6 protein-coding genes and 1 pseudogene are annotated in these 7000 nt (G+C 64.9%); 2 read left to right on the plus strand and 5 right to left on the minus strand.

Going from position 1 to position 7000, the window contains the following annotated elements:
• The 3 genes from A2J02_RS06860 to A2J02_RS06870 form a co-directional block, all read right to left on the minus strand.
• Positions 1-1604, minus strand: a 1604-nt coding sequence (locus A2J02_RS06860) for a phosphoribosyltransferase domain-containing protein (RefSeq protein ID WP_068048445.1), incomplete at its 3' end; no start/stop codon positions are given.
• On the minus strand, positions 1601-2749 hold the full coding sequence (locus A2J02_RS06865) for an HpcH/HpaI aldolase/citrate lyase family protein (protein ID WP_068048458.1): 1149 nt from the start codon (positions 2747-2749) through the stop codon (positions 1601-1603). The genes A2J02_RS06865 and A2J02_RS06860, both read right to left, overlap by 4 nt.
• Positions 2750-2772: 23 nt before the next feature.
• Positions 2773-3858, minus strand: a complete 1086-nt coding sequence (locus A2J02_RS06870; RefSeq protein WP_068048460.1) for a hypothetical protein — start codon at positions 3856-3858, stop codon at positions 2773-2775.
• A 219-nt stretch (positions 3859-4077) separates the two neighbouring features.
• On the opposite strand from A2J02_RS06870, the gene A2J02_RS06875 reads away from it, so the two are divergent.
• Together A2J02_RS06875 and A2J02_RS06880 are read left to right on the plus strand one after the other, a co-directional pair.
• Positions 4078-4653, plus strand: a complete 576-nt coding sequence (locus A2J02_RS06875) for a TerD family protein (protein ID WP_032396932.1) — start codon at positions 4078-4080, stop codon at positions 4651-4653.
• Between the two features lie 93 nt (positions 4654-4746).
• The gene (locus A2J02_RS06880; RefSeq protein ID WP_068048447.1) at positions 4747-5844 is read left to right on the plus strand and encodes a DUF475 domain-containing protein; all 1098 of its coding nucleotides are present in this window, start codon (positions 4747-4749) and stop codon (positions 5842-5844) included.
• Between the two features lie 24 nt (positions 5845-5868).
• On the opposite strand, the gene A2J02_RS06885 is transcribed toward A2J02_RS06880, so the two are convergent.
• Together A2J02_RS06885 and A2J02_RS28100 are read right to left on the minus strand one after the other, a co-directional pair.
• Positions 5869-6234: a helix-turn-helix transcriptional regulator gene (locus A2J02_RS06885; RefSeq protein WP_068048450.1), complete on the minus strand. Its 366-nt coding sequence runs from the start codon at positions 6232-6234 to the stop codon at positions 5869-5871.
• Positions 6235-6361: 127 nt separating this feature from the next.
• A pseudogene (locus tag A2J02_RS28100) lies at positions 6362-7000 on the minus strand (hypothetical protein); the annotation flags it as partial.

Here is a 7000-nt window from a genome sequence, read left to right on the forward strand (position 1 = left end):
ACGGCATAGTGCGGAATCTCGATGCCGTGGGCTGCGAATGCCCAGCGGCGCATCAGAATTCCGACGGGTGTGCCCGCGCGGGCCAGTGACGCCAGTGCGATGTCGTGTCCGCGCTCGGCCAGCACGACCTCGGTGACGGTGCCGACCGCGACCGCCAGCCGTGACGCGCTCTCCTGCAGCACTTTCTCGAACAGTTCGCGGTAGGCGAGATCCGGTTGATACTCGACCGGAAGCGATTCGGCGTAGTGGGCTTCGCCGGCCTGAATACGCTTCTCTCGCTCCTCGATTCCTGCTTCGAGTGAGACCGACGAGAGGTCCTTGAGCAGCCAGGTGACTTCGTCCGCTGCGTACGAACCGAAATCCGGCCCCCGCAGCGGACGTGCCCGCCGCGAGACTTCGAGAGCCGCCGGGTCCGCGCCCGTGACGACGACCAGCAGCACGTCGGTACCCGAGGCGGCCAGGGTCTCGGCGGCTGCTGCCAGAGCGTCGGTGTCGGCGGGGGCGTCGGCGACGAGCACCAGTGTCGCGTCGTCCGGTCCGGACGCGTTGTAGAGGTAGCGCAATCCCGATTCGTTCTCGGGCGCAGTGAACTCGAAGCCGCGGCGCAGGGGGTAGCCGGGCACGTCGAGAACGTAAGCCGGTGACCGAGTGGTGGTCTGGAACAGTGCGGTGTGCCCGCGCTCCTGCAACGCCGCCGCCAGCCGGAGCGGCAGGTACATGAGCTCCTCGTGGCCGATGACGACCACCGGTGCCGATCCGGGGAGCGAGGAGTCGACGGTGGTTGCGAGAGCATCGATCGCCGAGTCGAAACCGGCGGCGTCGGATCGGAGGAACCCGTGCCGGCCGCCGTCGGGCAGGGTTGCCGGCCACTGCGCATCGACGCGGCGAACCGAACCAGGCTGTGCAGCAACCGGATCGAACTCCGGATCGGGGAGGGCCAGCACCGTCTCCACCAGGCCTGGCTCGAGCTCCACCGATCCCTGCGCCAGGCTCACGTTGTCGATTCGCACGCCGAGTTCCGTTGCCACCGCAGCGGCAGCAGCGAGATGCTCGGCGGTGCGCATGTCCACCAGGGATGCGATGACGTAGTGCGTGCGCCCGGCCGATGCATGAATCTGTCGCAGCGCATCCAATGCGGTCGCTCCGGTGGAGATCTCGTCGTCGACGAGTATCAACGGCAGGTCGCCGGCGAGAAGGTCGGCTGATGTGGGCATCAGCAGGTGGTCGGTGGCGTGTGAGTGACCCTCTTCGAACTCGCCGTGCACGGTCATGCCGGGAACGGGGCGACGCGTCGAGTGCAGGTAGCAGTGCGCGCCCAGAGCAGTCGCTACCGTGTGGCCCAATCCCGTTGCCGTTTCCGCGAATCCGAGAACGTCGACATCGGAACCGGCCACCGCGGTGTGCACCAGGGCGGCGAGTTCGTTGCCTGCGGCGATGACGACGTCCGGATCGACGGGTATGTGTTTGCCGAGCACCGTCGAGACCAACAGGTGGGCGCGGCGAGGGTTGCGACGCAGACCGGGACGCACCAATTGTGTCGCCGTCCAGGACGACGACGAACCGGTGTCGGTGAGCGCGATTCCGTCGGCCGGATTGGCGTTCATCGCTGTGCCAGTGCGGTCAACAGATCCACGAATGTGATCCCCTCGTTGGTGACGCCGAACGCTTTCGCGCGCACCATCGTCTGCTTCGCCCAATTGCGGTGCGGGCCCAGTTCGTTCATCTTGTTTCGGTAACCCGACGCCTGGACGCCGCCCTGGTCGGACGAGAGAATGTCGAGTGCGTCGTGGTATTCCTCGTGCGTCACCGCGGACAGCGCGTGCACGGCAGGCACGTGCGAGGGGTGGATGACGGTTTTGCCCTGAATGCCGTTCGCGCGGTCGAGTGCCACCTCGCGCAGGAGGGCGTCGAGGTCGCTGCTCACCAGTTGCTGGCGAAAGCGCACGGCCTCCTGATCGACGAACGGCGTCTGGCGCAGCAGCGGGCGGAACATGCGTTCGTGGTCTGCGAAGTACTCCCACACCGGTCCGGTGATGACGAAACCCGATCCGTCGTAACGACCCAGGTGATTGACGATGGCGCTGATGACGTCGGCGACGACGCGGACGTCGTAGATCGTCAGGTCGCGGTCGCGGCGGATGCCGAAGGTGCCGCACATGTCGGTGGCCCCGATTCGCACCGCCAGCACGGTGTCGCGGTACTCACCGAGGAGTTCACGGATGGCAACCAGTTCCGCGTCGCGTGTCTCCCGGTGCACCACTTCCGTGGATTCGAGGACGGGCATGGCGAACAGACGGGTGCCGTGTGTCGTGGACGCGGCGACGATCTCGTCGAGGAACTCGGCTCCGCGTGCTGCCGTGAACTTCGGTACGACGAATCCGGCGAGCCCGGCGGCACCGTGGTTCAGGCCGGCGCAGATGCTGCGGATGTGCGCGGCGGTGCGAGCTCGAACGAACACCAGTGATCCCGAACCCGAGAGTTCGTTCAGAGTTCGCACGGTGTTGGCCAGCGCTTCTTCCAGATTATGGTCCGCCACAGCGTCTTCGAGATCGATGACGATGGACCGAACCCCCTCGTCGGTGCGTTTGTTCACCGTCGCGGTCAGGTCGGGACGCGTCGCCGGGATGTACAGCGTCGCTCCGAGAGCCGTTGCCACGAGGTCGTTTCCGTCGCTCGTCTCGATGTCCTCCGGCTGCAGGAAGAACACTCGTTCACGGGTGTCTGCGTCGAGATGGCGAAAGTGTTGCACCACTGTCCTTCGTGTGAATGTGATCAGTGCGAGGTACGCATGCGGTCGATCACGCCTGCGATGAAGTCCGAAATGGTATCCAGATCCTGCAGATATGACCAGTAGTCGGGGTGGGTACCCGACAGGGCTGTGCTCGCCCTGTCGATCCGGGCGAGCTGAGCATCCAACACCGAGCCCCATTCGGCAACCAGACCGCGGTTGACCGCGAGTTGTTGGGCGTCACGAAGTTTGAACCGCACTTTGTTCTCGGTCTGTTTCGGATCGGCTTTGACCGCGCGCAGCAGACGAACTCGGTCGGTGACCGCGTCGACCAGTTGTTCGGCATCGCTCAGGTGTTGGCGTGCCTGGGTCACCAGATCCAACGCGTGTTCGGGATTGCCCGCGTCGAGTGCAGAACGAGCTGCGCTCAGATCCTCGTCGGCCTGCTCGATGTGGCGCGCACTGGACCGTTCGTTGCGAGAGAGGTCCGCCGAGCTCTTGGCGTTGAACTCCCGCAGCAAGCTAGAGAAGGCCGGGGCAATGCCCTCGGATCTCGTTCGTACGGCTTCGATTCGGGTGCGCACCGAGGCCAGTGCCGTTCGGGCCTCCTGAAGGCGGCCCGGAGCCGAGTTCACTGCTGCACGCAGTGCGGCCGCCCGATCGCGGACCAGGGCGGCGTGCTCTCGGGCGCGCAGGGGGTCGCGCTGATCGGCCTGCAATTGCGTTGTTGCCGAATCGAGTTCGCGCCACGCCTGCCGGAGTGAGGGGTAGCCGGCAAACTGTTCGTCGACGGTCGATCGGGCGGCGTCGGCCTCGGCCAGTGCGTCCTGGACCAAGCGCGGGGTCGCGGCGAACTGAGCGGAGGACTGCTCGAGGGTGTCTCGGTGGGCTTCGTAGAACCGATCCACAGCCGAGCTGGCGTCGTGCAGAAGCGCGGTCGCTCGGTCGAAGGCCGATCTGGCGGCAGGAGTGGTGATTCCGTCGAACTGATCGACGGCGGCGAGGTAGGCAGCTCCGGCATCGAAACATTGCTTCTCGGTGTCTGCCCACCGGCTAGCGAGTCGATCCTGAGGACGCAGTGCGGTGGAGGCCTCGACGCCCGCCGAGGCGATCGACTGACGTTTGTCCATGTCGAGGAACGCGGCGACAGCGTTGTCCTGGGAACGACGCGCGGCGGCGTCGGATTCGGCACCCCGGCGGAACACCCCAGGCCAGCGACTTGTCACCTGCTCGATAGTACTGACGGGAACCCTGGCGATGTCGTACTCGTTGGCGGAGTACGTCCAAGAACCGGACATTCCCACTACGGTTGAACCCGTACGGGAAACCAATTGCGAAAGGACCTCTCAATGGGCGTCAGCCTCAGCAAGGGTGGCAATGTCTCGCTCACCAAGGCAGCTCCGAACCTGACCGCGGTCGTGGTCGGTCTCGGATGGGACATCCGCACGACGACCGGCACCGACTTCGATCTCGACGCCAGCGCCATCGCTCTGAACTCGACGAAGAAGGCCTTGAGCGACGGGCACTTCGTGTTCTTCAACAACCTGAAGTCTCCGGACGGCTCCATCGAGCACACCGGGGACAACACCACGGGTGAGGGCGACGGAGACGACGAGCAGATCAAGGTCGATCTCGCCGCGGTACCGCCGGAGATCGAGACCATCGTCTTCCCCGTGTCGATCTACGATGCGGACGCACGCTCGCAGTCGTTCGGTCAGGTGCGCAACGCGTTCATCCGCGTCATCAACCAGGCCGACAACTCCGAGCTCGCTCGCTACGACCTCAGCGAGGATGCCTCCACCGAGACCGCCATGGTCTTCGGTGAGCTGTACCGCAACGGCGCGGAGTGGAAGTTCCGCGCAGTCGGTCAGGGCTACGCATCCGGACTCGCAGGAATCGCCCGCGATTTCGGGGTAAACGTGTAGTAAAGGCCCTCTCAAGATTGGGAGTACCCCCGCCTCGTCATTCATGATGGGCGGGGGTTTTTCCGTCTCAAGTCTCGAGAAAGGCCACTGACTGTGGTTGTGAAGATCTTCGGATGGTCGATCGCGGTCACCATCGTGTCCGTGATCGTGGCTTTCCTGTACGGCGGGATCGAGGCGATGATCCTCGTGCTCATCCTCGGCGTCCTCGAGGTGTCGCTGTCCTTCGACAACGCCGTCATCAATGCCACTGTGCTGCGACGCATGAGCGAGTTCTGGCAGAAGATCTTCCTCACCATCGGCATCATCATCGCGGTGTTCGGCATGCGGTTGCTGTTCCCGCTGGTCATCGTCTGGGCCGCGTCCGGTCTGGGTCCGGTGGCGGCACTCGATCTGGCACTGAACCCGCCCGCCGACGGTGCCGCGACCTTCCCGGACGGGTCGCCGAGTTACGAAACTCTGCTCACCGACGCGCATCCGCAGATCGCCGCGTTCGGTGGCATGTTCCTGCTGATGTTGTTCCTCGGCTTCATTTTCGAGGACCGCGAGATCACCTGGTTGAGCTGGCTCGAGAAGCCCCTCGCCCGGATCGGCCGCCTCGATCAGCTCTCCGTGGTCGTCGCAGGCCTGCTGTTGGTACTGAGCGCCGAGTTCCTGGCCGAGGACGACAAGATCTCCACCGTCATGGTCTCGGGTGTGCTGGGCATGATCACCTACATCTCGGTCAACGGACTCGGTGAGCTCTTCCACGTCGAGGAAGAGGGCGAGGAGTCCTCGGGCGGACCGAGCGAACTGGCGAAGGCGACGGGTAAGGCCGGATTCTTCCTGTTCCTCTACCTCGAGGTGCTCGACGCGTCCTTCTCGTTCGACGGTGTCATCGGTGCCTTCGCCATCACAGCCGACCCCATCATCATCGCGCTCGGCCTCGGCTTCATCGGCGCGATGTTCGTCCGCTCGATCACGGTGTTCCTGGTCCGCAAGGGAACGTTGTCCGACTACGTGTACCTCGAGCACGGTGCGCACTGGGCGATCGGCGCGTTGTCCATCATCCTGCTGGTCTCGATCGGTGTGCACATCAACGAGCTGATCACCGGTTTCGTGGGAATTCTGTTCATCGGAGCCGCCCTGCTGAGCAGCATCCGACGCAACAAGCGTCTGGAGAACGAAGGCGTGGAGACCGCAGTCAGCGTCTGACCGGCGGGTTCACAGCTCCGAGACTCACAGCTCCGAGATGTCGACCAGCCCGTCCTGCAGGGCCCGTGCGACGAGGGCGGCTTTGGTCGGTGCCGGGCGCCCCACCGAGGTGTACTTGGCCCGGATTCGGGTGAGGTGTGTGTTGACCGTGCCGAGCGAGAGAAACAGTGTCTTCGCCACTTCGGTCTTCGAGTCGTGTCGAATCCAGCAGAGCAGCACCTCGATCTCGCGGCCGGTCAGATCCGGTCGCGGCGGGAACGGGCTCGGGGCGGCCGGGACGGGGTGTATCTGCATCGCAGGCGGAACCAAGCTGATGGGCCCACGTGAACGAGGCGTCGTCGGGACTCCCGCGTCGTCCGCGGAGGGCAAGGGTTCGAGCAGTGCAGACATCAATTCTCCCGGACGCCGTAGTGGGTTGAGACCAACTAAACCAATGGGAATGATTCTCACAGGTAATTCGCAGGTTTTCTGCCCTGACTATTGGGGGCATTGAACCGTCAACCGTCCGGTAAGCGTGTCACGAAGCTACGACAGACTGCCGGCCTTCAGCATCGAGTTCGATCCGCACGTCGGCGCTCGAGTCGCTGACCAGGATGGATACGATCCTCGCGCGGCCGGGCGGCAGTATCCGGGCGGTCACCACTCCGCTCGTCGAACCCCTGAGTGCGTCGGAAACCGCGGTGCTCACCCGCGTCGACACTGTGGGATGAACCACAGCAAGTCCGCCGTCGTCGAGCAGAACCACCTGCACTCCCCGTGCCCGGGCAGCCCGCGCCTGCGCGGCGACCTCGTCCGTCATCAGTCCCGGTGCCCTCAGTCGATCCCGCAGAGCTGCCTCGAGAAGTCCGCAGGCCTGACGCTCCGCGGCATCGAGATCGGATCCGCTCGCGATCTTCTCCAGCAGCGGGCGGGCGAGATGATCCAACTGCTCGAGTTGGCGATCTCTCTCGTCGAGGCCGGCCGAGGTCGCGGCGTCCTCTGCCGCGCGGCGACGAGATTGAGCCCGGAGCTCGAAGACCGCCGCGGCCGTGGAGCGAAACGACAGTGCGAAGAACGTCGCCATCACCAGTGGGGCGAAGCTGATGACCGACATCGCGACACCGGCCATCGGGCCCTGGCCGGTGGCGGCCGACCAGACGGTGCACACCGCGACCAC

The organism is Rhodococcus sp. EPR-147 (assembly GCF_001647185.1).
Lineage (GTDB): Bacteria > Actinomycetota > Actinomycetes > Mycobacteriales > Mycobacteriaceae > Rhodococcoides.